16 protein-coding genes are annotated in these 25,809 nt (G+C 52.2%); 1 reads left to right on the top strand and 15 read right to left on the bottom strand.

All coding sequences use genetic code 11. The features are described 5' to 3' along the window. Positions 1–115: 115 nt before the first annotated feature. Genes BLW29_RS23940 through BLW29_RS23950 form a run of 3 tightly spaced genes read right to left on the bottom strand, consistent with a single transcriptional unit; the run spans position 116 to position 2,927 of the window. Positions 116–940 (bottom strand): sugar phosphate isomerase/epimerase family protein, encoded by an 825-nt coding sequence (locus BLW29_RS23940; RefSeq protein ID WP_090984347.1) that lies wholly within the window; start codon positions 938–940, stop codon positions 116–118. Further along, positions 937–2,013, bottom strand: a complete 1,077-nt coding sequence (locus tag BLW29_RS23945) for a Gfo/Idh/MocA family protein (RefSeq protein ID WP_090984349.1) — start codon at positions 2,011–2,013, stop codon at positions 937–939. Before BLW29_RS23945 ends, BLW29_RS23940 begins: the two co-directional genes overlap by 4 nt. Continuing rightward, positions 2,010–2,927 (bottom strand): sugar phosphate isomerase/epimerase family protein, encoded by a 918-nt coding sequence (locus tag BLW29_RS23950; protein ID WP_090984351.1) that lies wholly within the window; start codon positions 2,925–2,927, stop codon positions 2,010–2,012. Before BLW29_RS23950 ends, BLW29_RS23945 begins: the two co-directional genes overlap by 4 nt. Positions 2,928–3,759: 832 nt before the next feature. On the opposite strand from BLW29_RS23950, the gene BLW29_RS31530 reads away from it, so the two are divergent. Then, entirely contained in the window at positions 3,760–3,993 is a 234-nt protein-coding gene (locus tag BLW29_RS31530; protein WP_177186801.1) for a hypothetical protein, read from the top strand. Between the two features lie 221 nt (positions 3,994–4,214). Here the strand turns inward: BLW29_RS31530 and BLW29_RS23960 are convergent, their stop codons facing one another. The 12 genes from BLW29_RS23960 to BLW29_RS24015 all read right to left on the bottom strand — a co-directional run bounded on the left by BLW29_RS23960 (position 4,215) and on the right by BLW29_RS24015 (position 25,726). Beyond that, positions 4,215–7,073, bottom strand: coding sequence for an S-layer homology domain-containing protein (locus tag BLW29_RS23960; RefSeq protein WP_090984355.1), 2,859 nt, complete (start codon positions 7,071–7,073; stop codon positions 4,215–4,217). Between the two features lie 197 nt (positions 7,074–7,270). Further along, positions 7,271–10,483 (bottom strand): CARDB domain-containing protein, encoded by a 3,213-nt coding sequence (locus BLW29_RS23965; protein WP_090984357.1) that lies wholly within the window; start codon positions 10,481–10,483, stop codon positions 7,271–7,273. A gap of 175 nt (positions 10,484–10,658) precedes the next feature. Further along, the gene (locus BLW29_RS23970) at positions 10,659–12,104 is read right to left on the bottom strand and encodes an alpha-amylase family glycosyl hydrolase (protein ID WP_090984359.1); all 1,446 of its coding nucleotides are present in this window, start codon (positions 12,102–12,104) and stop codon (positions 10,659–10,661) included. Positions 12,105–12,131: 27 nt separating this feature from the next. Continuing rightward, entirely contained in the window at positions 12,132–13,016 is an 885-nt protein-coding gene (locus BLW29_RS23975; protein WP_090984361.1) for a carbohydrate ABC transporter permease, read from the bottom strand. A gap of 19 nt (positions 13,017–13,035) precedes the next feature. After that, positions 13,036–13,929: an ABC transporter permease gene (locus BLW29_RS23980; protein WP_090984363.1), complete on the bottom strand. Its 894-nt coding sequence runs from the start codon at positions 13,927–13,929 to the stop codon at positions 13,036–13,038. Positions 13,930–13,992: 63 nt separating this feature from the next. Then, the gene (locus BLW29_RS23985) at positions 13,993–15,741 is read right to left on the bottom strand and encodes an extracellular solute-binding protein (protein WP_090984365.1); all 1,749 of its coding nucleotides are present in this window, start codon (positions 15,739–15,741) and stop codon (positions 13,993–13,995) included. A gap of 164 nt (positions 15,742–15,905) precedes the next feature. Then, complete coding sequence (locus BLW29_RS23990) at positions 15,906–17,282, bottom strand: response regulator transcription factor (RefSeq protein ID WP_090984367.1); 1,377 nt, start codon at positions 17,280–17,282, stop codon at positions 15,906–15,908. 3 nt (positions 17,283–17,285) lie between these two features. Next, the gene (locus tag BLW29_RS23995) at positions 17,286–18,941 is read right to left on the bottom strand and encodes a sensor histidine kinase (protein ID WP_256208856.1); all 1,656 of its coding nucleotides are present in this window, start codon (positions 18,939–18,941) and stop codon (positions 17,286–17,288) included. Between the two features lie 836 nt (positions 18,942–19,777). Beyond that, positions 19,778–22,570: an alpha-L-rhamnosidase-related protein gene (locus tag BLW29_RS24000; protein WP_177186802.1), complete on the bottom strand. Its 2,793-nt coding sequence runs from the start codon at positions 22,568–22,570 to the stop codon at positions 19,778–19,780. Between the two features lie 37 nt (positions 22,571–22,607). After that, positions 22,608–23,615: a Gfo/Idh/MocA family protein gene (locus BLW29_RS24005; protein ID WP_090984374.1), complete on the bottom strand. Its 1,008-nt coding sequence runs from the start codon at positions 23,613–23,615 to the stop codon at positions 22,608–22,610. Positions 23,616–23,636: 21 nt separating this feature from the next. Beyond that, positions 23,637–24,488: a helix-turn-helix transcriptional regulator gene (locus tag BLW29_RS24010; RefSeq protein ID WP_090984376.1), complete on the bottom strand. Its 852-nt coding sequence runs from the start codon at positions 24,486–24,488 to the stop codon at positions 23,637–23,639. Between the two features lie 185 nt (positions 24,489–24,673). Beyond that, positions 24,674–25,726, bottom strand: coding sequence for a zinc-dependent alcohol dehydrogenase (locus BLW29_RS24015; RefSeq protein ID WP_218147131.1), 1,053 nt, complete (start codon positions 25,724–25,726; stop codon positions 24,674–24,676). Positions 25,727–25,809: the final 83 nt, after the last annotated feature.

The raw sequence follows: 25,809 nt of genomic DNA on the forward strand, positions 1-25,809 counted from the left end.
ATCTCGCCTCCATCCAACTATTCCCATTCTATCCTCAACCATTCGATAGCAGCATGAAATATCCTCTATATCCAAAAACCCATGAACACCGTCCATGGGTTTGGCCTTGCTATTGCTACATCGTTACCGCTGGAAAAGCTTCCTTAATGCGAGCATACAGCTGAACGGCATCTTCCATCACGTCGAATTGATCCGTCTGCAAATATTCAATGGAGAAGCCTCCTTGATAACCGCGCCGCTTCAGCTCAATCAGGATCCGCTCGAAATCGACAGCACCGGCGCCAAAACGAACCTGCATCTGATCGTTTGCCGCATCCCGCAGATGGACATGAACTGCCCGATCTAAGAATACAAACGTCTCTTCAAGCGGCACCCCCTGCATCACAAAATGGGTCGGGTCATAGACGATCGGCATTTCCGGCATCAGCTCCATCAAATGCAAGCACTGCTCCATCGTCTCGAATGGACTGTTGACGTGGAACTCCAGTGCCATCTGAATGCCTTCTGCTTTTGCAATCTCCAGCTGCTCTCGAAGCGATGCAATGCAATCGCCAAGCACCTCTTCCCAAGGACGAGAACGATCGGGCTGCCGCGGCTGGATGGCTGCTATGTTAATGTTCAGCGCCTTCATCCACTGCATCAGGCCGGCCGTTTCCGCCTTTCTGCATGTTATGGCTTCGGCTGAACGGTCATGAAGCTGCGGAGATACGCCGCTGTTGGTGGCTACAGGCTGTAAGTTATATTGAACTAACAGCTGCTTAGTGCGGTTAATTTGCTGGGCTAGGCTGTGTTCGGTTATAAGCTCGCTCGTAGGGACATGAACCCAACCATCGATAGCGAGAATGTCCACGAAGCGAAAGCCGGCCGAAGAGATAGATGCTAATGCTTCTTCAAAGCCGGAACCGCAGCGAACGGAGGTGGAGCATGCAATGATGCTCATGGTGCCGTCACCGCACCTTCCAGCATAATTTCAAGCGGGAATCGGTCCTGGTTCAGCGGCAGCTCAATTCTGCGGCCAAGTCTTGCCGATTCGTATGCGGCCATGACGACCTCCATTACATTAATTGCGGTGGATGCTGCGAGCGGATGAGGAGCGCCGGTTTGCATGGAGATGGCCAGCTGACGGAACACGCCTGGGAGGCCATCGTTGAAGTCATCCGGCGCATCCAGCTCGGCAGCGCGGAAACCTCCGGCCTGTGCATCTTGAATTTGCAGCTGCGGGTTCGCGCTGTCGCCGGCACGCCACAGGCGACCTTGATCGCCGATTGCCTCAATGTCTTGGTAGTCGCTGCCCGGCAGTCTCGCATCGCCTGTTAGAAATTCCGCGCGGAGTCCGTTTTCGAATTCGAGCGTCACCATCATCCCGCTTTCTACCGCATGTCCGTATCGTCGGCCGGTAAAGATGGCATAATCGTACTGATCCGGCAAGCCCGGCTCAACGTCTTGTCTGAACATGGAGGCAAGCACCCATTTGACTTTCTCATCGCCTGTGAGACTAAGAAGGATGTCTACGCTATGTGTGCCATCGCTTAAGAAATCACCCGCGCAAGTTGCACGCAGCAGGCGCGGCTTACCGATGGCTCCTTCTTGAATTAATCTGCGCATGGTCATGAACGGCGCGGACATACGTCTTTGGTGGCCGATTATGAGGAGGGTATCGTTCGCTTCACAAACTTCCATCATTTTGCGGGAATCCCCCATATTAACGGCCATCGGTTTCTCGCAGTAAACGGCTTTCACACCTGCTTCCGCAGCCATGATGGTCAAACGGGCGTGAGAGCCTGTTGGTGTTGCGATGATGACAACATCCGGCTGTAATTCTTGCAGCATAAGTGTGAAATCGGTATAAATCGCAGCGGAGCCGCCTGTTTGGGCAGCAGCATCACGAGCCGTCTCCGCATTCAGATCGCATAAACCGGCAAGCTCAAACTCGGACAGCGAGGCGACAGCCTTCGCATGGTTTAACCCCATTCGGCAGCCGATAACGACTGCGCGTAACTTAGCTTCACTCATTGTATAATCTCTCCTTTGGGAATAGGTTCAAGCGATTGAATGAATCGTAGGGAGCGCTCTAGACACAGCTGGGGATCCATATCTGTTGGGCTAATCATCTCGACTTCCATGACCAGCTTATCCTTTAGTGGTGCATGCTTCATAAGCAGCTCGTAGCACTCGCGCAGTGGAACGTCGCCGTCACCAAGCGCTGCGCCTTTCACTTCGAATTGAAGCGGATAAACGTCCGGACGCGGTCTTACGCTATGATCCTTGAAATGCGTGCCGATCGTGTAAGGTGCTGCCAGTTCAAAAGCAGGCAGCGGCCGTTCCCCGATTAAGTAGGTGTTGCCGGTATCCAAGTAAATGTAGAGCTGTTTGGTCGCTTGGCACAGCTGCACCAAGTCGGCGATGTAGTAGTCACCGTGATTTTCCACACTTAGCGGTGCACCCAGCTCCGAGCAGATGGCCGCGAGCGGCGTCATCGCTTCCGATATACGAGCCAGCTTGTCTTCGAGCGGCATTACACGGTCAAATCGATGTCCGGCACGCATCCCCGTCGTCGCGATTTGACCTCTCATGAGTGGCAAGTAGAGTCGTAGCTGCTCCGCGATGCGCTCCGTCTCCCGTTCTCGCTCGTCTTTGCCGGCGTTTAAGTAGTTAAAGCCGATATGCGGCGTCAGCCGAAGCCCGTGTTTCACCAGCTCTTCGCCTATGTAATTGCGGCGTGCCTCGTCCATATTTGCCATTTCACTCAAGTCTATGCCGGTCGTGACAAGCCCATGCCGCTTCAAGAAATCGAGCTTCCCCAGCACCGAGTCGTCTCCCTGCCGACTAAATCCGTGATACCACACAAGCGCATACCCCCAAGTTAGCGGACGGCGTGCCCTTCTCCCGTTCGACCAATCCGAACTGCTGTCATTAGCCAAAACCATTGCAGCCTCTCATCCCTTCCATCCCTGAACTTCACACTAACGTGCAGCTTTAACTTGATTGTAGCAACTGCCCCGCCGCGGTACTATGCGTCAATATTGACATCCGTTGCTTTTCATTTACTTTTGACGGCTGCTGAGAATCGCAGCTAAAACCTGCTATCTCGAAGCTAAGAGTCGGAAATACCTACTTTCAGCTCTCAAACTAACCAGTCTCGCTCGCAACAGATGCTGAGAAGCGCCAAATCCGACTCTCAGCTGCTAAAACCTGCTATTTCGATGCTGAGAGTCGGAAATGCCTACTCTCAGCTCGCAAACTAACCCTATCTCGCTCGTAACAGATATTGAGAAGCGCCAAATCCGACTCTCATCAGCCAAAACCTGCTTATTCAATGCTGAGAGTCGGAAATACCTACTCTCAGCTCGCAAACTAACCCTATCACCCTCGCAACAGATACCGAGAAGCGCCAAATCCGACTCTCAGCAGCCAAAACCAGCTATTTCAATGCTGAGAGTCGGAAATACCTACTCTCAGCTCTCAAACTAACCCGATTTCTCCGTTATCCCTCCCTATTAGCGGCATATCCTCTTACAGCATTCAAAATCAACCACTTTACACTCCATTAGAGGAATAGCCGCTTACAGCGCCTACATTCTCGCAAAACTAACCCGAATCTACTGTTTTCCACCCCTGTAAGCGATATATCCGCTTACCTCACTCAAAACCACCCACATTACGCCTCGTAAGCGAAATAGCCCCTTACAGCTAAGCTAAGAGGTCGAAGTTACTGAAACAGTCTAGTTAGCGTCTCTCGGGAGTTGAGGGGTAGGGGTAGTGTCGGGGTTGGTGTCGGGGTTGGTGTGGTTGGTTCTGGTTCTGGTTCTGGTTCTGGTTCTGGTTCTGGTTCTGGTTCTGGTTCTGGTTCTCGTTCTGGTTCTGGTATCGGTGTTGGTGTTGGTGTTGGTGTTGGTGTTGGTGTTGGTGTTGGTGTTGGTGTTGGTGTTGGTGTTGGTGTTGGTGTTGGTGTTGGTGTTGGTGTCGGTATCGGTGCGAGTGCGAGTGCGGTGATTAAGTTTGTGGCGGGTCGCAGGTTCCGACACCCAAAACCAAAGAAAAACAGACAAGCCAACCGTTACCGGTTAACTTGTCCGTCCCAAACCCTTCCTTGCATTCCATTACGACATTGCGTGTCGTTCAGTCATGACGGGTCCTTCCGTCCTTGCATTCCCTACCGTCTTGCATACTCCAGCGTTCCGTCATCCCAACCCATTCCCTCAGACTCCCTCGCCCTAGCGAACGTACTCGAGCAATCTCGCAAGCGCGACTGCTGCTTCTGCGCGGGTGACTTTCGCCTGCGGCTTGAACTTGCCGCCGTCTGCCGACAGGAGGCCGGTTGCGACTGCCGCCTCGACCGAAGTCAGCGCATCAGCCTTCACTTGCTTCGCATCCTTCAATACCACTGCTTCAGGATGCTTCACCTTCCGGCCCGTGCCTGCCTCATAGGCTTGCACCAACAGTACAGCAAGCTTCTCGCGAGTTACGGCGCCGTCGCCTAAATTCGCAGCCGTATAATCAGCAAGCGCTGCGACCGAACGCGACTGCACATACGCCCCTATGCGATTCAGCATCGTTTGGAGCTCGCCGCCCGTCAGCACGCGCTTCGGAAGGAAGCTTCCATTCTCTCCTGTCACGATATGAGCGGCATACAGCGATTTTACAGCTTCATAAGCAAAGTGAGACTTCGCCACGTCGCTGAACGGCTGCACATCGGTTCCAAGCAGCGATGTCAGCGCCTTATATTTAGGAGTATCCAGATTATCGAGGATATCCTCGGACGCGCCCCACATGCCGTAACGGTTATAGCCACTCGTCAACGTGAAGTACATGAACATGTCGCCGTTCTTATCCAAGAAGTTGTTGCCGACATCATACCTCACAAGATCGCCCATTCGCTCCGAACGATGTGCAGCGATTCGATTCTCCACGTTGATCGTACTGCCGCCGCCGGAATCCGGGCCGCCTTCATACGTGTACGATTTGAGGCCATACTGATCCGCCAAGGTAATCAGTTCCTGCTTCGTTTCATCCGGGCCGCTGAACCGTTTGCTGTCTTCCTGCATTGCAGTCAGTACCTCGGTTGTCGATGCCGCGTCACTTGCCGCGCTCGAATTAAAGTATGGCGCGCTGGCAATTGCATAGAAATAGTTCTTAGGATCACCGTACGATTTGCTAACCCAATTCAGCATATCCTCGTACTGATCCGGAATAATCGCAAACCAGCTAAGTACTGGTCTAACCCGCGTGTTCAGCGAGTCTTCGCCGAAGACGGTCTGGAACTGCTGCCCGATCTCGATCAACCGCTGCGCAATCCGGTGACGCGTCCATGAACGCTTTTGCGGCGTATAATCGCCATCATTCGGGTCATCAAAATACGATTGCATCGTATACTGACTCAGCGCCGATCCCTCTTTCGCCCCTTCAGCTAAAGCCGCGGCTTTGTTGTAAGCCTGCTGCGTGAACAGATCGTTCCATACTTCATTGGAGTACTCCAAGTAAATTTTGATACCCGGGTTCAGCTTCGCTTTGAGCAATGCCGCCAGCGACTTCACATAGTCATTGCTTGCCGCGACCGGGATGTTGATCCAAATATCCTTGCCAGTTTGGTTAGCTAGCGCAATTACATATTCCCACGCCACGCCGTGCGTACCATCTTGAAGCAGCTGCGTCGCATCTGTTGTCAACTTGCGATCGCTCCACTCCGTAACCGCCGGATAAGCCGGATTGTTGTTATTGGTGCTCAGCCAATCCATGAAACGAAGCGTGCCGAACGGCTGAAGCGCCTGCAGAAACTCCTTCGTGAACGTATCGCCGGCAGAATAACCCGGACGCATCAACTTCACATCACTCACGCCGCCGCTAGTCTTCGTGAAAGTCATATACAGCAAGCCGTTGCCTTTGGCCAGTACAATATCTGCCGTCGTCGTGTTTGACTTCTTATCATACTTCTGATTCTCCACCTTAAACGGACTCGAAGCATCCATATTGCCAAGCACCGCTTGTCCCTTGAAAGACAGCTTGTACACGCCGCTGATATCCGGGAATTGCTTCGTTGGATCATCGATATCATTCAACCACGCCGCAACCGGGCGATGGTCGAAGAACACGGTCGCCGCATCCTCCTTCGGCCAGCCGTTGGCATCGACCTTCACGCCTTCGCTTCCGTCTGCTTTCACCCATTGCCGCAGCGTTTTGGCCGCATCCGCGAACTCATATCCACGACCGCCAATCCCCTCCAGACCGACACCGATTTGACCCGGATACAGCTCTTTCGTCAGCGCGGGAAGGGGAGTTACCGTATGCACATTAAGCGTATTCGTTGCAAAAGAAGTCTGGCTCTCCTTTGCCGCAACAACCTTAAAGTTATACACGCCTCCAGCCTCTAGCCCCTTCACCGTAAACGATGTGTTCGCCGTATCGCCGACTGCCTTATCATCCTGATAAACGGTATACTTCACGGCCGGATTCCCTTGCGGTTTCTCCCATACCAGATCAACTGCGGTTTCCGAATTGTCCGCAGCATGCAAGAATGAAGGCGCAATGGCCTCTTTCTTCACATCCTCTGCGCTCGAAACCTTCTCCAGCACCACGTCATCCAGATAGAAATCCGCGCCGGACCACTTCACGAGCGTTAGATTCGAATTTGAGGTTGGCATCAGCTCGGGCGGTGCGGTAAAGATCGTTTCAATATAGTGATATTCCCCGTCGTTCTCCGTAAAATCAAGCTGCTTCGAAAAGCTCTTCCCCAGCGTCAGCTTCAAATTACCGCCAGCATCGCCATTCACAAACTTATACCAGGCACCAAAACGATACGTCCTATTCGGTTCAAGCGCACCGAAATCGAGGCCGGTAATGCCGAAGCCGGCAGGGATTTTCAAAGCCTGCTCTTTCCCGTGCGGAGCTTCCTTGCCGATATTGATATTGACCCAGTTCGGCCAATCTATGGCACCGCTTTCAAAATCCCCGTTAGGAACAAGATTGGTACCGTAAACTACACCCTCCGATGAGGCAGCCACAGCATCAGCCGCGAAGGTATTCATAGGTGCAAGCATCATCATCGCCATCGCGAAGGCGCCTATTCGCTTCTTCATGTCATCTTTCCTCTCCGATTAAGTTTTCTCCTAAAGCTTACATTTCCTACTAATTGTACAATCGCCGCATGAGCGATACTATTGCATCCTATTGACTTTCCTTGCTATCCATTAACCTCTTCTCTCGCAACAAAATAAAACAAGCCGGGCACCTTAAAGGCGCCGGCCTGTTCCATCACTCTAATCTACCAAGATACCTACCAATTGTTCCCCGAACCCGTTGCAGTAAAGCTCGCCGAATCATTCTTGAACTTGCCGGACGGCGCGACATTAACCGTATTCGCATTGAACGCTGCCGATCCATTCGCGGAGCCTCTTACATAGACCCCATAAGTGCCGGAATTATTGATTGTATTGGACGTATAATTCACGACCGCGCTGGAGCTTGGTTCCTCGATAAACACACCCGAATACGTGCTGCTGTCGATCAGATTGCTGCTAACATTAATCGTCAATCCAGAAGCAAGACCGTTATTATTGACCCAATACCCCCAGATTGCTCCGATTTGGTAGCCATAATCATGATGGTACGACCCGCTGCGAACAAGCTTGTTATTCGTAATCGTAAGTGTGCCTGTGAACGCTGTAGGGCTATGATTCGTACCGAACTGGATGCCTGAGCCGTTATCGACCGTATCCAGAATGAGATTATTGCTTACCGTATTATTTTTGCCGCCATAGATGCCGATGCCGTTCGCTAGATTCGGGATCTGCACCGTGTTATAGCGGAATGTACTGCCTTCCACTGTTCCAGTGCCGCCGTTAAGCGATTTGGACCACATGGCCATACCATCATCGCCATTGTTACGGAAGTTGCTTTGCTCCACGATCGTATTGAGCGTGCCTCCGTTAATGTTGATTCCATCTGCCCAAGTATCCCGGACGCGCAGCTTAGAAACCAGCGCATTTGCCGTTCCTTCGTTCAACCATAGGCCAACCTTCGTGTGCTCCATCCAAATATTCATGATCGTCGAATTCAGTGCATTTCCTTCAATGCCGGCAATACCCGTTGCATTCGAGCGATAGGTTTCCTCCGCCTTGATCATGAAATCAGAGAGCGTTACATTCCCACCTTGCAAAAGAATCCCAGCATACGCACCTTGCAATGTCGAGCGCCACATACCTGCACCCTTAACAGACACGCCGCTTGGCAGTTTGATTTTGGTCGTGCCTCTTGTTCCTGTTTTGAAGTCGAAGGTACCTTCAGGGATCCATACGCCTTTAATGGAAGTTCCGTTCACAGCCGCAATCGCCGAGGTCATCGCCGCCGTATCGTCTACGCCGTCATTGGCCGTTGCCCCATAATTCGTAATCGCCACATAATCCGAAGGCTTCGTAAGTGCCGCGGGAACGGCTTCTGTTTCAATGAAATCAATCAGGACATAGCTGTTTCCGGAAGGATTGGAATCATTCGCATCCCACTGCAGCTTGATCTTCGTACCTGCTGCATATTGCTGGCCAAGAAGCACGCGACTTTCGTCAAAATACCGATGGTGGTTGATGCCCGGCGTATTCGACCATTGCATCTCGCCGCCGTCGGAGCCATATTGTCCATACTGGTGGGCGTACCTGGTTGTTAACGAAATATCCGCTGCATGGGCAGTGCCCGCATAGACACTGATATTTTGAGAAATATCTGAACCTGTTGCGCTGTCCGGCATCGAGTAACGCACCACAATTCCTTGTGCAGGATTGCTCAGCGTTAATTCTACGGATTGCCCTTGTGCCAGACGTACTGCTTTTCTGCCTGATGCTTCCGATTCCGCTACTGTCCATGTCGTGCTTGGACCTGTAACAGACCCGCCGACAATCGTTAAATCCTCCGCTTCATAGCTGTCATAAGGCACGGTTGCGCCATAGTTCTGAACGACGCCGATGGTGAGGCTCTTGCCGTAGCTGTTGTTGTTCTCATCCAATTCACTGATCAACGACGTCTCGTCCACGACAGCGTTTACCGTATGAATGCCGTTTACGGCTGTCCATGAACCGGAGTTTTGCGTGAGGGTGACGGAAGCGCCTGCTGCGATGGATGTGGTGTAGTTAATGACTGAGCTTACTTTGGTGCCATTTACATAGAAAGACACATTGCTCGCCGTTCCGGCGGCCGTGGCTGCTGTCCCCTGATTCTTCACGACTGCGCTGAATGTGACGGCATTCCCTGCTGCAGGAGCGGCCGGCGACCATGTAACATCCGTTACGACCAAGTCAGGCTTGCTAGGTACGCTCACCAGGATGCTTTCATCGAGCGTGTTATTATTATCATTCGATTCCGTTATGCGGTTGATATCATCCACAAAAGCTCTTACCGTCTGCGTACCGGTCACTGCCGTCCAGGTAGTCTTGGTGTTTGGTCCTCCTGTAGCCGTTACCGTGACGGAGCTGCCCGCCGGTATCGAGGAAGTGTAGTTGTCACTCCAGTTGACGGATGTACCGTTAATGGAAAAAACAACGCCGTGTATAGTACCTGCAGGCGTAGCAGCGGTCCCTTGGTTCTTAATGACCGCACTGAATGTCACTTCATTGCCTGTCAGAGGGGAAGCCGGCGACCAGGAAACGTCGGTTACGATGAGGTCCGCTGTCCCTGCGCCCGCTCCGGTTGTAATGCTTTTGTCGAACGTATTGTTCGATTCATTGGATTCTGCAATGCGGTTCACGTCATCGATAAAAGCTCGCACCGTATGCGTGCCGGATGCCGCAGTCCACGAAGCCTTGCTATTTGGACCTCCCGTGGCCGTTACCGTTACGGACGCACCTGCAGCCAACGAAGAGGTGTAATTATCGCTCCAGTTCACGGATGTCCCATCTACGGTAAACAACACGCCGTGAATCGTGCCCGCTGATGTCGCTGCTGTACCTTGGTTCTTGATGACCGCACGAAATGTCACTTCATTGCCGGTCTGAGGCGAAGCAGGCGTCCACGTAATATCGGTTACGACCAAGTCAGGCGTACCCGAACCGGATAACGTGATGCTTTGGCTCCAGGTATTGTTACTTTCATTCGATTCCGCAATTCGGTTCACGTCATCCACATACGCGCTCACGGTATGCGTTCCGGATGCAGCAGTCCATGAGGCTTTGGCGCTTGGACCTCCTGTCGCCGTTACCGTTACAGATGCCCCCGCTGCGATCGACGAGGTATAGTTGTCACTCCAGCTTACGGATGTACCGTCAACGGTAAACAGTACACCGTGCACAACGCCTGCCGGACTAGGATCAGCACCTTGATTCTTAATCGTGGCGCTGAAAGTTACCTCGCTGCCAATGGCAGGGTTAGCCGGCGTCCATGTGATGCCCGTTACTACCAAGTCAGGTCCACCGGCCGCTTTCGCCGTATGTGGGAAGATCACCAATTGGGAGAAGATAAGGGCCACAACCATTAAATATACCGAGATTCTGCTTCTACTACGCATTAACAAGCCTCCTCATTGTTTTCAATCGCGGAACACATCTAACTATGTAATGCGGTACCTTAGCCATCATTCAACATGCACTGGCCGGCCCCACCTCCTTATCCAAATCCAAAATGTAACCGCATTCATAACTTGCCAAAGCTCAGAGCCCGGGCAACCCCGGACTCCGAATCATTCAACGCGTGTAGATCTGGTACTCCCATGGCGCTAACTCGACGGCCTGTTCTGCTTGGACATCCACCGCTGCCCCGGAAGGAAACGCCTTATAACTTCCTGCAGCTTCACCCGTTTGAATCGTGCTCTTCACAGGTTCGCCCGACAAATTCATCACGACGATGACCGTATTGGCATCTTTCGTTCGCTCGAACGCAAGGATATCGCCGTTGTCGCCGACTGCTAAGGTTCGATAGGCTCCTCCTGATTTGCCGTTCCACAGTGCCGGATTGTCATGCTTGAGTCGAATCAGATCCGTGTACAACGTCGACATCGACGAAGACGTAGACGTATCGTTCCACGCAATCTCATCCTTCTCGAAGAACTGGAGCCGCTTGTTCAATCCGGCTTCCTGTCCCGAGTAGATCAAAGGCATGCCCGGCATTAAGAAACTGAGCGCCGCCATCGGTTTCACCGCATCCTTCAGCCGTTCATATTCCGTCCCTGTCCAGGAATTCTCGTCATGATTGGACGTGAAGTTCAGCGGATAGGTGCCGCTCGGATAGGTCTTCGCCAGCCGTTCCCCGTACTTCTTCACTTGCTCAGCATTGCCGAGACCTTTGGCAATCCGGTTCATCATGTTATACAGCTGCCATCCGTAATTGGAATTGAACGCATGCTTCAACAGTCCGATCTGCTGATCGTCCTCCGCCAGCATGTAGACCGGCTTGATCTGCTCCAGCTCCGCTCGCGCTTTCTCCCAGAAAGCCGTCGGCACGCCGCCCGCATAATCGCAGCGATAGCCGTCGATATCGAACTCGGCAACCCAATACTTAAGGGCATCAATCATCGCCGCCTGCATATCCGCACTGTCATAATTAAGGTCCGCTACATCCGTCCAATTCGTGCCCGCAGGCTGCATGATATGGCCATTCTCGTCCGTCGAATACCAGCCCGGATTCGCCGTCCATGGATTGTCCCAGCCCGTATGGTTGGCCACCCAATCCAGCATGACCTTGAAGCCCATTTCATGGGCCTTGTTCACCAGTGCCCGGAAATCCTCCTCCGTCCCGAACTCCGGATTGACCGCTTTATAATCATCAACCGCATAATAGGATCCCAAGGTCCCGTTACGGTTCTTCTTGGAGATCGGGTGAATGGGCATGAACCATAAGATATCCACGCCAAGCTCCTTGAGCCGCGGCAGATGGGCTTCGAATGCCTTGAACGTACCTTCCTTCGAGTACTGTCTGACGTTAACCTCGTACATGACGGCCTTCTCTGACCAGTCCGGAACCGCCGTTCCTTGATTCTTCTGCTCTTGTTTCTCGTCCTGATTCTGCTTCTGATCAGCCACAGCTTTCACCACCGGTTTATCCGCTTCCTGATTCGAGCTGCTGCAGGCGGAGACTAGATAAACCAAGCTAAGCAGACAGACCGCCAGAGGCAGAGCAACAAAGCGCTTCATGACTATGACTCACCATCCGTTCGCTTATTAACCTTTTACCGAGCCAAGGGTGATCCCTTTGACGAAATACTTTTGCAAGAAGGGGTAAATAACGAGCAGCGGCAGCATCGAAATGAAGATTTTGGCCGCATTGAGCGTCTGGTTCGATAACGCCGACATTCGTTTGACCGATTCCTCATCCATCTTGGTCGGATCGATCACCACCGCGACCTGCCGGATGTAGGATTGCAGCGGATAGTGAACCGATTTATTCATCAGCACGAGCGCTTGGAAAAACTCGTTCCAATGGTACACGATCGTAAATACGAGCACCGTTGCAAGCACTGGCATCGCGAGCGGCAAGAAGATGCTGAACAGGATCCGCCACGGCCCCGCTCCGTCCATCAATGCGGATTCTTCCACTTCCTTCGGCATATTCCGGAAGTAGTTCATGACGAGAATGACGTTAAATACCGGCAAGCCCCCGCCAAGCACGAGCCCCCAGATGCTGTTGATCATGCCGAGCGATTTCATCGTCAGATACCACGGCACTAAGCCGCCGTTGAAGAGCATCGCGAAGACCAGAAGCCACATGATCACGTTCCTGGCTTTGAATTCCTTCCCGTTCTTCGAAAGCGGGTAGGCCATTAAGAGAACAACGAAGAAGGAGATGGCAGATCCATAGAGGACGCGCTGTACGGAAATAAAGAACGATTTGAAAAATTGGTCGTCCTTCATGATCGTCTCATAAGAACCAACCGTGAGGCCTTTCGGCCACAAGAACACCTGCCCTGCCGACGCCGCAGCTTTATCGCTTAATGAAATGGATAAGGTATACCAGACCGGCAACAAGCACAAGAGCATAATCGCCAAGAGGAGTATGATATTCAATCCGTTGAAAAGTCTGGAAACCGCTGAACGTTCGGTAATCATCATGCTTTCATCCTTTACCTTAGAAAATTCGGTAGTTGGCAAACCGGTAAGCCAAGCTGTATGAAGCGGCAATCAAGACGAATCCCACAACCGATTTCAATAGTCCCACCGCCGTTGCTAAGCCATACTGCATATCAATGAGTCCTGCGCGGTATACCCAAGTATCGATAATGTCGCCGGTGGAATAGACCGTTGGATTATATAAGTTGAAGATTTGATCGAAGCCTGCGTTTAGAATGTTGCCCATGCTCAGCGTTGCGAGAAGCACGGCAACCGGTATAATGCTCGGAAGGGTGATGCGGGTCAATCGTTTCCACTGGGACGCGCCGTCAATCGCAGCAGCCTCGTACATCTCGGGGTTAATGGAAGTTAACGCCGCGAAGAAAATGATGGCATTGAAGCCGAACTCCTTCCACACGTCACTTCCGACGACGAGCACCGGGAATATCTGCGCATCGGCGAAAAACAACCCTTTTTCCAGCCCAAAGCTGGCTAAAACCTGATTCACGGGACCCGAATAGGAGAAAATATCCAGCATCATGCCCGCCACAATAACCCAGGACAGAAAATGCGGCAAATACACGACCGTCTGCACCGCACGGGTAAACAATCTATTCTTGACTTCATTCAGCATCAGCGCAAACGCAAGCGGAACAACGAGATTACCGACCATTTTGGCTAATGCAATGAAGATCGTATTCCGGAAAATAATCTTGCTGTCGTCAAGCTCGAACATATATTGAAAATTTTCTAAACCGATCCAGGGAGACTTTAAGATGCCCATACCCGGATTAAAATCTTTAAAAGCCGTCATGATGCCGTACATAGGAAAGAGATTATAGAAGAACAACCAAACCAGTCCGGGCAATAGCATGAGATAATAATGTTTCGCGAATCCTTTGTTGGTCTGCATCCTTGATTTCCCCTTATTAGGAAGTCAAGACGAGTAGCGAGTACCCGTCTTGACCTTTTTCATCTATTTAAGCTCGTTAACCTCTTCGGTAATTTTGTCGCCGCCTTGATCCTTCCATTTGGTCACGAACGTATCGAAGGCATCCAATTCTTCGCTGCCCATGATGATTTTGAGGAAGGTTTCGTCTTCCATTTTCTTCAGGTTCGTCCATCTGGATTCCATTGTTTTCGTTTGAGCCGTTGCGATGCTTCGTACCCAGTTAATATCCGCATCTACGAAAGTCGAACCGCCGTTCAGATGGGCATAGATATGCGTGAAGAATCCAGGATCCGCTGCTTGATCGAATGTGCCGATATCATAGCTGTCGAAAGGCTCTTTCTTAATGGCATCCACATGTTTCGCCATTTCATAAGCCCAGCCGTAGTTGACTTGATCGAAATCTTCCAGCTTCATTTCACCCTTCAGATGCTTGCGAAGGGAGTTTACCGCATACTCAAGCTGGTCGCCGGCACCAAGAATCAGGAACAATGGTACCTCTTGCGATGTCATTTGCTTGCCTGCCGTCAGCTTGTTGAATTCCTCGTCCTTGCCCCATTTGTGAATCGAAGTCATCTTCACGATCGCTTCCGGGTGCTTCGCATTCTTGCTTATTACGATATAGCTGCTTCCCGTAGCTTGGTTGGAGTTGAATTTGCCTGCTGCATCAAGCGGCGCCGCATACGGTCTCCAGTTGGCTTTCGGATCGTTCTTAATGTTGTCCGGAATGTTGTTATACGCAGACCACCAAGGTCCGAAGAAAATACCCGTTTGACCGGCTGCAACAACTTCGGCTGTGCTTTTGCGAACGCCTAATTCCTTATCTAGAATTCCCTTCGCGTACCAGTCTTTCATCATGGCCAGTGCTTGCTTCGTCTCCGGTGTAGTGGAACCATATACCGCATTGCCGTCCTTGTCTTTCACCCAAATGCCCGGATAAGCATCGTTAGCGAAGAACAACGAGGAGAAGTTATACCAGTGATCCGTGGAATTCAGGAATGTGGAGTAAAGCGTGCCGCCTTGTTGCGTACCGACGATCCCAACTGTCTTATCTCCGCCCATCTTGTTGTCGATGAACGCTTTGGCGATGGTCTCCAGATCCTGCAACGACTTAGGCGGCTGCAGTCCCAGCTTGTCGAGCCAATCCTTACGAATCCAAGTCAGCGGCGCAGAAGGCAGTGTCGTCTCCGGAAGAGCATACAGCTTACCGTCAAACGTAACGCCATCGAGCAGACCCGGGTTGGAATCGTAAACCGCCTTCAATTCCGGGCTTGCGTATTTGTCATACACTTCGTTCAAATCTGCCAGCTGACCGGCTTTAACCATTTGTCTCAGCTGCGTTTCGTTGACGACCATCGCATCCGGCAAGTCATTACTGGAGATTGCCAGACTCACCTTCTGTTGATAGTCAGGACCTTGAGCCGCTTCCCATGCATGCTTGGTTACGATGTTGAATTTATCTTTCAGCCAGCGCGTGTACACGTTGTCTTCTGCCGTATCCGTGCCGTCGAACTTATAATTCGGGTCAATGGCTCTGCCGATGGATACCTCGGTAGGCTCCGCGAATTTCGCAAACGGATCGATGACTTCATCGGTTGCCGTGTTGGCAGCTGCATTATTGGTTTGCGTGTTACTTGTGTTCGCCGTTTCCTTGCTGTTCTCTGCCTTGTTGTTGCTCGCCGCACCGTTGTTGCCGCCATCGTTATTGTTGCCGCAAGCGGCCAGACTTGCCGTTACGAGCAGCACAGCCATGGTCGATAATATACCCTTTCTCATATTGCTCCCCCTTGTAAATAGTTCGTTTGTTTCTGACAAACTCAATATAGCATGGCTCTTCATTAGGCCGAGTTAGAGGTCTATCCCCGAGTAGGTAGACGATTCTTCGCAAAATAAAGAATGCGTACGAAAAATGTCTACCCCTCTTTCGTACGCATTCTACCCTATTTGGTGCGGCCTTCCGAGAGCTGCCTGAACTCGCTCGGCAGAACGCCAACCTGCTCCCGGAATAACCGGCTGAAATATTTCTCGTCGTTGTAGCCGATTTGCTCCGCGACCCACTGAATCGTCTTGGTCGTGTTGCGCAAATACTCTTTCGCCCTCTCCATCCGAATATCACGCACATAATCCGAATACGTCTGTCCCACATATTGCTTGAAGCATTGGCTGAAATAGCTGCTGCTCATATTGACCTGCTGGGCGATATCGGCGGCCGCGATCGGCTCGCTGATGTTCATTTGCGCCAAATTCATCGCTTTCACGATGCTGTTCTGGATCTCCTTGGAGAACAGCGGCTTCGTGTTAGCGCTGCTTATCCGCTCGCGCACATCCGTGAGCCACTCCTCGAAACGGAACCAGCTGGAGAAGAAATCCTCGATCAGGATCGGTTCAGACAGAATCTGCTGATACAGCCTGTTCCACTCGTCAGATAGAGAGAAGAAGATACGAGCCAGCCGGATCGGAGGCATCTTGTAGCCCTTCAGCTCCCGCAGCATGGAATCGAATACTGATGCATCATAGATCCAGTCCGCTGATAGCCATTTTCCTTTCATCTGATCGACTCCGAAGCTTCTGTCCGCTTTCTCCCGATGCAACAATTCGGCAGCGTTCACGAATTGAACAGATTCGGTAGGGTCAAAATCATAGAACAAATCGCTCTTCCTATACCCTCGAATGAGCTGCAGCACCGTCTTCTTGTCGATGCCGGCTAAGTTCTGAAAACATACCAGTGCTGCATTGGGATCGGGCAGAAGGGACATCGGTGGTAAGCCTGCCCAGTACCAGATGCCGGCCTCCGCTTCCACCGCCTGATCAGGAAGGATATAAGTCCCCGCCGCTGACTTGGAATCATCGTTCATCGGATGCAGCGAGTACAGCACGAACCACTCGTCGGCTTGTTCCGCTTCCTCATCCGGCACAGCTGCGGCCTTAGAGACTTCCTTTTGCTCCATCAGTGATTTAATTCTGCCCAATACTTCCTCGAACTGCTCTCTCTCCAGCTGCACCTTCGCGATATAATCAATGGCTCCGAGCCTTAAGGCCTCCTGCACGTATTCGAAATCCTGATGAAGCGTCAGCACGACAATCTGCACTTGCGGATATTGCTGCCGAACGATTCTCATCAGCTCGATGCCGGACATGACAGGCATAGACAAGTCCGTAATTAGAAGATCGACTTTGCTCTCTTCCATGACTTTGAGCGCATTCTCGCCGTTATTCGCCTCGCCTATGACCTCCATCCCGAACTCTTTCCAGGGCATGGCCGAAGCAAGACCTTTGCGTACCAGCTTGTCATCGTCTACGATCAACACGCGAATCATTCGTTATATTCCACTCCTTAAGATGGGGAGGCGAAGCGATATAATCGTCCCTTTCCCAATCTCGCTTCTGATTTCCAGCACAGCCGTCTCGCCGTAAGTGGCTTGCAAAATTCGCTTCACATATCGCATGCCGATGCCCATGCCGACCTTATGGCTGTCTTTGGCCTCATCATCAAGCAGCCGATCGATCGTTTCCTGCGGCATGCCCGCTCCATTATCTTGAATCGTAATTTGCAACGCTTGCTCATTCCATTGCACGCCTACATAGATATAACCGTCGTCGCTGACGCCATGATAGAGCGCATTCTCGACTAATGGCTGCATGAGAAACCGAGGGCAAGGAATCGTCAGCGCCTTCTCGTCCACGTCCAGATCGACGTCAAATTGGAAATCATACCGAATTTGCTGCAGCTGCAAATATTCCTTCAGCGCGTCAATCTCATCGCCGATCGTGGACACCTCGCCCATTTTGCCAAGGTTGTAATAGAGCAATTTATTTAAGGAAAGCACCAGCTTGTCGATCTCGTGCTGTCCGTTCATTAAGGCCAGCCAGTGCACGGTATCGAGCGTATTCATGAGGAAATGGGGATTGATCTGGTACAGCAGCTTCTCTACCTCCAAATCCGCCCTCCGCTTCTCCTTCACTTCGATTTCTTCATATAAGGCCCATATCTTCCCCTTCATGCTTCGCGTCTGATAGAGCAAATAATCGAATTCCGGTATATGCGTGACCTCCGTATGCTCCTTCACATTGGAGTGGATCAAGGACTTGATCTCCATATTAAACTTATCCAGCGGCCGGTAGACCATCTTCCACAGCAGCCAGGAGAAGAAGACGGCACCTACGAAGAAGGCTAGGAAAATACCTGTAATTTGGAATAACCAGCGGTTCCGCTCCTGCGTAAGCTCGTTGCGCGGTGTAACCGAGACGATGCTCCAGCCTTGATTGCTGATCTCCCGATTCCAGAAATAATCGCCGTTATACCCGGATGTTTTGTTTGCGGTCGACGCCGGAAACACCGTATTCTCCGGAAAAGCTTGCACCACCTCGCTGAAAGCAATCCGGCGCTGATCATCGAGAATAAGCAGGCGACGCGAGCTTTCTTTGCGATCCTGAGGGGCGAATAACGACTCGATGGCACTTCGACCGGTCTCTATGTATAAGTAAAGGTTCTGATCCAGCAAATTGACTTTCCTCATGATACTGAACACATATTGATTAATAGAGCCATTGTAGCTTTTGTAAGGCCCGTAGTAGGTGATCTCCGGATACTCGGCTAGCACGGGAAGCTGCTTTGGCGCGAAGGTCCCCCGAACCCTGAAATTTTCAAAATCATGCGTGTCCGTCTTGGGATCGTAAAACATCATTAATCCGACATTCGGATTGGAGAAGGAAATGACATTCAGCTCCGTCTTAATATCATTCAGCAGCTTCAGCCGTTCATACGGCTCCTGCTCGACAGCGAGCTGTTCAAGCAGCCTGTTCGTGCCCCCGCCGTAGGCCAGCTGCTGGGAGACATGGTTTAAGTTGTTGATCGCATTCTCCAGCGTCATCAAGTCCTGCTTGAGGTTGCTTTGAAGCGCACTCTCTACCTTGTTGCTGATGATGGAATCGATCGTGTAGAAGGAAATAAACCCCAAGCAAATAAACGGAGTCAAGCTGCTAATTAGAAAGATGATGATAATTCTATTCTTGAACGTTACGTTTCTAAGCCGTAAGAAGTCCGTCTTCGTAAGCCATCATTCCTCTCTCGCCCCTGTGTCGCCCCTTAATGGGAAAAGTGCTTCCCAACTTATTATCATACCCTGAAACGACAAAATGTGTATGAGACATTTCGCTGGAAAGAGGGGGAGAAATTTTAGTGGCTTTCGGCGGCGAGTAACTGTTGATGCGCTAACGAACCGTAGAGGTCTTATTTGGCCGGATTGTCCACCTCCGAAATTCTAACGAATCGTAGGGGTCTTATTTGACCGAAATGGACTCCGAATGACCCATAAACCATGAAATAAGCCCTGTACGGTTCGTTAGAATTTTTTGCGGGCAGTTTTGATGCAAATATGGCCTGTGAGGTTCGTTAGCGTGGTGACAGCATTAGGTGTTTGAGGCGATATGACAGCCGAGAGACGGATTCCCCTACTCTCAGCTTCATTTTGCTGGGATTTCGGTGCTGAAAGTTTCATTTGGCGACTCTCAGCAACCGGAGCGAGGGAACTGGGGTTAGTTGGGGCTCTGAGTGTTCCACTTTCGTCCTCTCAGCTGCTTTTTTCTGCGGTTGCGGTGCGTGGTGTGTGATGCGGGTGCGGGTGCGGGTGTGGGTGTGGGTGTGGGTGTAGGTGCGGGTGAGGTGCGGGGTGTGGGGTGCGGGGTGCGAGGTACGGGTGCGGTGCGGGTGTAGGTGTGAGGTACGGGTACGGGTGCGGGCAAACAGCCAACAACGAAAAAGCACCCAGCCGTTCCCGGCTAAGGTGCTGACTCTCAGACTAATTCCAACGCGTTACTCCACAATCGTAGCTCGCAGACCTTCCGGAACACGAACATAGTCGAAGACACGCGCCCCTTGCTCGTCCGTATGCCACTTCACTTCAATCAGTCCGAGCGCGTGAGGCACAGCTCCTTCGGCTGCCGTTACCTCTGCCGTCTGCACATGAATGACAACCTCGTCCGGCTTCTCGATCGTCGGCAGATGAACGCCCAGCACATGCGTGGACATGAAGTAAGTTGGGCATGCAGACCATGCATGACATAGACTTTGGCCCAGATCGTAATACTCCGGCGTCTGCTTCAGCCCCTTCTGCAGGAACCAGCCCCAGCCTTGGCGCATCATGCGTTCCGCCGTGTCCGTAAGGCCAATCAAATATAGCCCTTCGAAAATATAAAAGGAGAAGCTCGGCGATACATACACGCCGTCCTCCGGCCCATAGCCATTCACGAACAACGACTTGAGATCGCGGCGTACATGTGCTCGAACCGGCTCCAGCTGCTCCGCCGTCAGCACGCCGGCTCGTGCAGCGAACAAGCTTGCATGCGCCGAATGCGACAGCTTCTGCTCGTTATCGCTGTAGCAGCCGCGTTCCTCGTCCCAGAACGTATCGTGGATTGCTCGCTCCACAACCGCAATTCTGCGCTCCAGCTCGCCGACTTCCTCCTGGCGACCAATAGCTCCGGCCAGCTTCGCCGCGGCACGCAGTGCGATCAAATACGTACAGCTGAACACACAGTGTATGCCGGTGATGTCCATGTACCCTTTCACAATGGCAAGGTCGCCATGGAAACCGCCATAATGCGCATTAATGCCGCGCTTCACATCCCACTCCGCATCGAGCAGCAGATCCTCGCGCTCATCCGCCAGCTCATGGAACCACGCCAAGTTATGCTGAATGGCATCCCAGTACGTCTCTACTAGCTCCCCATCGCCGGTTTGTTCATAGTACGCCCAGAAGCCTTCCAGCGCATTCAGCGCAAAATCCGAAATCGTATAGTCGCCCGTATTCGGATACACAGCTCTGAATTTACCCGTAGCATCCGGCGATTGCCCCATAAGCTGAAGGCTGCGCCGCATAAGCGCATGGTCACCGAATACCGCTAAATTGTTGTGGTACTGGATAATGGTATCGCGGATGTACTGCCCACGTTCACGCGTCACGCAGTCTGTATAAGCATCCTCCATATTAACCGCTTCTGTCCGAACACCCATTTCCCAAATCTGCTCAAGCAGCGGGTCGGAGCAGCGGAACGTCCCTTTGGTCTCCACCGGATAGCTGGCCGAAGCAAGCTCCAATCCTCGCAGCAGCACATCTTGCTTCGGACTCCGTACCGTCAATTGTACATAACGGAAGCCACGCGGCTGAGTTAAACGCCAATCCAATTGCTCGCAGCGTTTATCCCCGTAAGCTCTGTCGCCAAGCCCATACCAGTGATAATGACGCAGATGCTTGCCGTCCGCGTTCAAGTGCTCGCCATAGGTCAAGTCAATCGTCGCACCGCCTGCACCTTCCAGCACAACACGTGGAAGCACGAGACGAGTCAGACCTAAGTCGAGCAGCAGAGAGAAGCCGTTCGGATAGTCAGCCAAGGAGAAGACACGATCGGTCAACTGGTCGACTTCGATCGATTCGAAAGAATTGCCATACGTGTCCCAACCCGTGGACATCGTCGGGCTTTCGCCATGCTCATGCACCGTGACCTCGATCCAACCGCCGAGATCCGCGAGCTCATCATCCACCGCAAAAGGCAGCTCACGCCCACTCAGCACAGATGCGTACAACTCATGCGAGACAACCGGCGTACGATGGAACTGCACCGTGCCTTCCGGATCGCGATCCGCTGATACGACTAGCCCGAAACCTTCGGGCAGCGCGAGGTAATGGTGATACATATCTTGAAGCGAATCGCATTTGGCAAAATAAGCGTTCCACCCTTTATGCAAACTTACGCGGTGATTCAGACGCATGCTTTTGTCGTCGGCATACAGACCTTTGGCAATCGGCTCACCATTGATCCAGCTGTTCTGATAAAACAGTCCCATCGTAATGAAGACGTCCTCCGGCGAATAAATCCATGTCCTCACCGCCATAAATCGGCTGGTCAGCTCCGGCTCATGAATTTCGTTCACATGCGGCATCGGCACGCTGAACGAACAGAGTAATTCCTGCGGCTCAAGCGGCATCAGATGCAGCACGCGTTCTACCGGAACCGGCTCCCCGGACATGTACGGAATTCCCCTTGCCTCGGGCTCTCCCCAAGCTTGTTGATTCGCCAGCTCTACGGCGCTCAGCCAGCTGCTGTCGTCGAATTCGTTCCCGCTCCAATCACCGGCCTCCTCCAGTCGCTGATCATAGAGATCGCCGGCCTTCAAGAACAGGCTCGATTTGGCCGCATACCGATAAGCCGGGGCTGAGGACGCTTTCCATGCTGCCCCTCCTGTAGCAAGATCGATTCGCTCGCCGCCTGCAAGCGTCACTTCGCCCCAAGCTGTGAGACCGGCTTGCGACAGCATCGTGATGAAGGTTTTGTGCCCCACATAATTGACCTGGACCGCAATCACATTGCGACCTTCATGAAGCAAGCTACTTAAGTCATGGGAATCGTACACCGGATGCTGAGGATCGAATCGCAGCGAGCCCAAACGGACATACTTACCATTAATGTACAGCTGGTAAGTCGTATCCGCGAACAAATGAAGAATCGCGTTCTCAGGCTTGCTTTTCAAATCCAGCGTCAGTCTGAACCTTGCATAGAGATTGCGTCCTTGTCCGGACTCGTCGTACCAAATCGCTTTTGCCTGCATGAGTGTACACACACCTTTTCCCCTTAATGGTTCGTTCTTATTCGACGTATGCGATCTGTCTGCCGTGATCATCGGCCGATTGCATGACATTCTCAACGAGTCGCAAGCTTCGCAGCCCTTCTCGGATCGGACAAACCTCCGGTCCTTCGCCGCGCAGCGCCGCGATGAAAGCAACCGTCTCATCCTCGTACACGTCGAGCTCGGACGCAAACGTTTGTCGCGAGATCTCAGATCCGCCGGTAAACACAAACTCCGCATCGTTCGCACTTGTGAAATATGCAGTCAACTTGCTGCAAATGACCGTAAAGCTGCAGTTCCATTCCCCCGGCACGGCACAATTGGAAGCCGTTATGGATGCCATTGCACCGGAGCGGAATCGAATAACGGCTGCACTCGTATCCTCAACCGAATAACCTTCAGCTTCGCGATGGTTCAAATTAGCGGTGAAACCGCTGATTTTATCGGGCGTACCCAAGAAGTACATAGCCAGATCATACGTATGAATCACCTGCTCGAAGACTTGTCCACCAGAGAGATTACGATCACTCCACCAAGACGAGTGCAGCGAGTTGCAATCATAACGGCCATCGAACAGCGTTGGGATGCCGGCTGTACCGTCCTCGATCAATCGTTTCAGTTCTTTAACCGCAGCACCGAAACGGTTGTGATAACCAACCTGCGACACGACGCCTGCCCCCTCGACAGCCGCAGTCATTCGCTCGGCAATTTCGGTATTCAGCGCGATTGGTTTCTCAAGGAATACGGCAATGCCTTTGCTCGCTGCTGCTTCCACTTGACCCTGATGCGCATAAGGCGGGAGGCAGATATATACGGCATCGAGCTGTTCCTTCTCCAGCATGGTGTTGAAATCCGCATACGCGTTAGCCACACCGCCTGTGTGCGCTTCGCCGAATGCTTCCGCTTTCTCAAGCGTTGTTCCGCAAACCGCTGTCACTTCAACACCGGGGATGTTGAGCAAATTTAGTGCGTGCTTCTGTCCCATCATGCCAAGGCCTGCAATACCGACTCGAATTGATTTAACCATATGAATAATTCCTCCAATGAATTAGTTGAATTGGCTGCCTGCCCCTCCCGCTAATCGGCTTGTCCGGTACTTGAGCGGGGAGAGGCCTGTTTTGCTTTTGAAAAAACGCGAGAAGTCGTCAATGTCCTCATAACCACTCAACCGCGCGATTTCCGTGATCGGACGACTCTCTGTTTCCAGGAGCTGCTTTGCTCGGCGAAGTCGAAGCTGCAATTGAAGCCTTGTCGGCGTAATGCCGAACAGCTTCTTGAAGCGCTCCGCGATGTAAGTCGGATGCATATAGTAACGCTTGCCGAGATCCGCAAGATCGATCCGGCGCTCCGGATTGTCGAGCAGCTCCGTCATCATGCTCAAGAATGGATCGGAATGTTCTGATTTCAGCAGCACTTCCGGATGATGAATGGCCGCGTCGATCAGGATGGCGACAAGCTCGAGCGCTTTGGCCTTCTTCATTAGACTGCCTGACAGCGAGCTCATCCCGTCCGCGATTCGGCTGTATTCGTGGAATACCGATTCAAACTGCTCCGGCTTCGGCAATCGAAAAATAACCGGAAAACGGAAAGCTTGCAAAGCATCGATACAGCCCGCAACCTGGAACGTAAAATGCCACCAAAGAAATTCCGTTTCCTCGTTCGTGTCTTTGACATGATCATGCAGCTCGTAAGGCGGGATCAGCACGACGTCCCCTGGGCCTGCCAAATAATCCCGGCCGGCAATATGAAGCCTGCATGAGCCTTCTTTGATGTAAGAAGCGATATAGAAAGGGAGCTTGCGGTTCACTTCCCGCAGCTCGGTTCGTCTGTGTAAATCGTGACTCAGCATATGAAGCGACGCTTTCTCTATAAGCGGAAGCCACGGATGATTGTTCTTCATGGTCAGACTCCTCACTGCCCCACCGGATGAGGCATGGGCTGTTGTCCCTCTATTATACAAACAGCTCGCTTCACCTTGTGAGGGAAAACTGTCTGCTGCGGGGGGATTTCCGTCCACTGGTGATTCGCGCGCACCCGCCTAAACAAAAACTCCGGCAACCTCGCCGGAGTTCTCTCTTTACAACCTTAAAACTTCAATACCACCTGCAGGGACTTCTCCGTATTGGCATCGAGCATTCGGTACGCATCTGCTGCTTGGTCGAACGGAACTTGGTGGGTGACGAGCTCCGCCAGCTTCAAGCGGCCGGATAAGGCCAGCTCCATAATCGTCCGTTCCATCCGCAGCCGATCCCAGCGATTCGTCAGCTGCAGGTTGATGCCGCTGATCTGCGAGCCAATCAGCTGCACACGGTTATGATGGAACTCCTCTCCGAGGTAGAGATCCTTCGCTCCGCCTTGATAGAAGCCTGCAGTCACCACGCGGCCGTTGTAGACGACCGAGCGAATCGCTTCATGCAGCGCACCGGAAGCACCGGAAATCTCGATCGCGATATCGGCTCCTCTGCCGCCTGTCAGCTCCTTAACTCGGCTCGCAACGTCGCTGCAATTCCGCGAATTGATCGTATGCGCGGCTCCGAATTGCTCGGAGAACCCAAGCCGATAATCATCGAGATCAATCGCGATGACTTCAGCACCGTTCAACCTAGCCAGCTGAGCAACAAGCTGTCCTGGCACGCCTTGTCCGAACACGACTACCGTTTCCCCGACGTGAATATCCGCATCCAGAATCGCATTCAGCGCGATCGCACCCATTTGCGAATAAATGCCGGCGAGCGGATCCAATCCTTCCGGCAGCAGATGATCGCTCGCGAAGTCTTCACTCACAACATGCGAACTCTTATGTCCCCATGTACCATAGACGACATCGCCTTCTTTAATGCCGCTAACGGTTGAACCTATTTCCGATACGACGCCGACCTCTTCATATCCCCAGCAGCCCCGCACCGGATACAAGGATGATTCTTCCTCGACTCGTTCCGTGAAGATGCGTTGCTCTTGATTGAACTGTTTCTTCACAAAAGGATTAATGCCTCTATAGGCCGTCAATTGCGTTCCGGCGCTAATGCCGGAGTACAGCGTCGTAAGTCTGACTTCCTTCGCTCCCAGCTGACTATTCTCAACCTCTACACAAGCGACTTCCTTTGGAGCAATGAAGTCCAAACGTCGTGTCGTCATCATCGTCATCCCTCTCCCTTAACCTGAAGCTATCGTAGCATTCACCGCTCTATCGCTCCATCTCCGAACGCCAGCGGTTTTTGTCA

This window comes from Paenibacillus sp. CF384 (assembly GCF_900106745.1).
Lineage (GTDB): Bacteria > Bacillota > Bacilli > Paenibacillales > Paenibacillaceae > Paenibacillus_Z.

Coding starts and splice junctions, on each gene's coding strand:
- BLW29_RS24010 (WP_090984376.1), bottom strand. CDS start 24,488: ATGAAGAACAATCATCCGTGGCTTCCGCTTATAGAGAAAGCGTCGCTT.
- BLW29_RS23960 (WP_090984355.1), bottom strand. CDS start 7,073: ATGAAGAAGCGAATAGGCGCCTTCGCGATGGCGATGATGATGCTTGCA.
- BLW29_RS23940 (WP_090984347.1), bottom strand. CDS start 940: ATGAGCATCATTGCATGCTCCACCTCCGTTCGCTGCGGTTCCGGCTTT.
- BLW29_RS23985 (WP_090984365.1), bottom strand. CDS start 15,741: ATGAGAAAGGGTATATTATCGACCATGGCTGTGCTGCTCGTAACGGCA.
- BLW29_RS23950 (WP_090984351.1), bottom strand. CDS start 2,927: ATGGTTTTGGCTAATGACAGCAGTTCGGATTGGTCGAACGGGAGAAGG.
- BLW29_RS23990 (WP_090984367.1), bottom strand. CDS start 17,282: ATGATTCGCGTGTTGATCGTAGACGATGACAAGCTGGTACGCAAAGGT.
- BLW29_RS23970 (WP_090984359.1), bottom strand. CDS start 12,104: ATGAAGCGCTTTGTTGCTCTGCCTCTGGCGGTCTGTCTGCTTAGCTTG.
- BLW29_RS24005 (WP_090984374.1), bottom strand. CDS start 23,615: ATGGTTAAATCAATTCGAGTCGGTATTGCAGGCCTTGGCATGATGGGA.
- BLW29_RS24015 (WP_218147131.1), bottom strand. CDS start 25,726: ATGATGACGACACGACGTTTGGACTTCATTGCTCCAAAGGAAGTCGCT.
- BLW29_RS23975 (WP_090984361.1), bottom strand. CDS start 13,016: ATGATTACCGAACGTTCAGCGGTTTCCAGACTTTTCAACGGATTGAAT.
- BLW29_RS23945 (WP_090984349.1), bottom strand. CDS start 2,013: ATGAGTGAAGCTAAGTTACGCGCAGTCGTTATCGGCTGCCGAATGGGG.
- BLW29_RS23980 (WP_090984363.1), bottom strand. CDS start 13,929: ATGCAGACCAACAAAGGATTCGCGAAACATTATTATCTCATGCTATTG.
- BLW29_RS23965 (WP_090984357.1), bottom strand. CDS start 10,483: ATGCGTAGTAGAAGCAGAATCTCGGTATATTTAATGGTTGTGGCCCTT.
- BLW29_RS24000 (WP_177186802.1), bottom strand. CDS start 22,570: ATGCAGGCAAAAGCGATTTGGTACGACGAGTCCGGACAAGGACGCAAT.